Raw genomic sequence first — 2543 nt, 5'->3', positions numbered from 1 at the left:
CAACCCGGCCGGCCCCAACGTCCTGCTCGACGACGGTGGCGACATCACGATGCTGCTCCACCTCGGCGTGGAGTACGAGAAGACCGGCGTCGTCCCGTCGCAGGACAGCACCGACAACGAGGAGTTCAAGGAGGTGCTGCGGGTCCTGGCGCGCTCGGACGAGGCCAAGCCGCAGCACTGGACCAAGATCGCCCAAGACATCAAGGGCGTCTCCGTGGAGACCACTACCGGCGTCCTGCGTCTGTAGGACCGGTTCCGCGAGGGCACGCTGCTCTTCCCGGCGATCAACGTCAACGACTCCGTCACCAAGTCCAAGTTCGACAACAAGTACGGCTGCCGTCACTCGCTGATCGATGGCCTGAACCGAGCCACCGACGTCATGATCGGCGGCAAGGTCGCGGTCGTCTGTGGCTACGGCGACGTCGGCAAGGGCTCCGCGGAGTCGCTGCGCGGCCAGGGTGCTCGCGTCATCGTCACCGAGATCGACCCGATCTGCGCACTCCAGGCAGCCATGGACGGCTACGAGGTCAAGCGCCTCGAGTCCGTCGTCGAGACGGCCGACATCTTCATCACCACGACCGGCAACTTCGACATCATCACGGTCGAGCACTTCCACAAGATGAAGCACCAGGCCATCGTCGGCAACATCGGTCACTTCGACAACGAGATCAACATGGCCGGTCTGGCCAAGATCCCCGGGATCGTGAAGGACGAGATCAAGCCCCAGGTCCACCAGTGGATCTTCCCGGGAGAGAACGGCGAAGCCGGCAAGAAGGTCATCGTGCTCTCCGAGGGTCGACTGCTCAACCTCGGCAACGCGACGGGCCACCCGTCGTTCGTGATGTCCAACTCCTTCACCAACCAGGTGCTGGCGCAGATCGAGCTCTACACCAAGGCCGGCGAGTACGAGCTCGGCGTGCACGTCCTGCCCAAGCACCTCGACGAGGAGGTGGCCCGTCTGCACCTCGACGCCCTCGGTGTCGAGCTGACGGAGCTCACCAAGGAGCAGGCCGCCTACCTCGGCGTCGACGTCGCCGGCCCGTACAAGTCCGATCTCTATCGGTACTGAGGCAGACTTGCCCGTATGAGCCCAACCGAGCAGCCCACGAGGGGCAGCATTCTGGTGGTGGACGACGACTCGTCGCTCGCCGAGATGCTGTCCATCGTGCTGCGCCAGGAAGGCTTCGAGAGCCGGATCGTCACGCGTGGCGACGAAGCCCTCGAAGCCTTCCGCAGCTTCCGTCCCGACCTTGTCCTGCTGGACCTGATGATCCCCGGCAAGGACGGCATCGACGTCTGCAAGGAGATCCGTGCCGAGTCCGGCGTGCCGATCGTGATGCTGACGGCCAAGGGCGACACCATCGACGTGGTGGTGGGGCTCGTGTCCGGCGCCGACGACTACGTCGTCAAGCCGTTCAAGCCCAAGGAGCTGGTCGCGCGCATCCGTGCGCGCGTCCGCCACAACGACGCGCCCACCAGCGAGGCGCTGAGCATCGGCGACCTCAGCATCGACGTGTCAGGTCACGCGGTGACCCGTGAGGGCAAGGCGGTCAACCTGACGCCGCTCGAGTTCGACCTGCTGGTCTGCCTCGCTCGCAAGCCCTGGCAGGTCTTCACCCGCGAGGTGCTGCTCGAGCAGGTCTGGGGCTACCGCCACAGTGCCGACACCCGCCTGGTCAACGTCCACGTCCAGCGGCTGCGGTCCAAGGTCGAGCACGACCCGGAGAACCCCGAGATCGTGGTGACGGTGCGGGGCGTGGGATACAAGGCTGGTACGGCGTAGGCCGACCATGTCCACCCCGTTGGCAGGGCCCCGGGCCAGCCGCCCGCTGGATCGCGCGAGCCACGCCGTCCGCCGCGCGCTCACGTTCTGGCGCCGTTCCATCCAGGCCCGCGTCGTCGCGAGCACCGTGCTGCTCTCGGCGGCTGTCGTCGGGATCGTCGGCGCCTTCCTGATGCAGCAGACCCGTGACGGCCTCGTCGACAACCGGGTCGCCCAGGTGATCGCCGAGGCGGAGAACGAGACGGCCGATGCCCGCACCAAGCTGGGTGCGGCCCAGGGCATCGACGTCGACGAGTCCCGGCAGCAGGACGACCTGATCAAGCCGATCATCAGCCGGGGTTCCTCGCGCGGGTTCGCGGCCATCCTGTCGCCTGCCGCGGGCACCGGCAGCCGGCTGTCCGACGGTGGCGCGAAGTTCACCCAGGGCCTCGACCTGCAGAGCGTGCCGGAGTCGTTGCAGCAGCGGTTCGACGAGCCCACTGCCACGGCGTGGACGTTCACGACCATCCGGAGCACGCGCGACATCCCCGGCCTGCCCGATGGCCCGGGCATCGTGGTCGGCAGTCAGGTGACGTTGCCGGCGGACAACGACACCTACACGCTCTACTACGTCTACTCCCTCGACGAGCAGCGCGAGACCCTCGCGCTGGTCGGCCGGGCACTGGTGACGGCCGGGTCCCTCCTGCTGTTGCTGGTGGCGGGGCTGGCCTGGCTGGTCGCTCGCCAGGTCGTCACGCCGGTGCGGATGGCGCGTCGGGTC

General features: G+C 67.4%; 1 protein-coding gene and 2 pseudogenes. All 3 read left to right on the top strand.

Annotated features, from left to right (window positions below; all coding sequences use genetic code 11):
• Window positions 1–1069, top strand: a pseudogene (locus tag RMO85_RS01770) (adenosylhomocysteinase); the annotation flags it as partial.
• Window positions 1070–1084: 15 nt separating this feature from the next.
• Complete coding sequence (gene mtrA / locus RMO85_RS01765; RefSeq protein ID WP_310526088.1) at window positions 1085–1783, top strand: MtrAB system response regulator MtrA; 699 nt, start codon at window positions 1085–1087, stop codon at window positions 1781–1783.
• Window positions 1784–1790: 7 nt separating this feature from the next.
• Window positions 1791–2543 (top strand): annotated as a pseudogene (locus tag RMO85_RS01760) (two-component sensor histidine kinase); the annotation flags it as partial.

The sequence above is a fragment of the Nocardioides sp. genome (assembly GCF_031422975.1).
GTDB lineage: Bacteria > Actinomycetota > Actinomycetes > Propionibacteriales > Nocardioidaceae > Nocardioides.
Note: the sequence above shows the minus strand (reverse complement) of the source record. Positions and strands in the feature narration are given on the sequence as shown.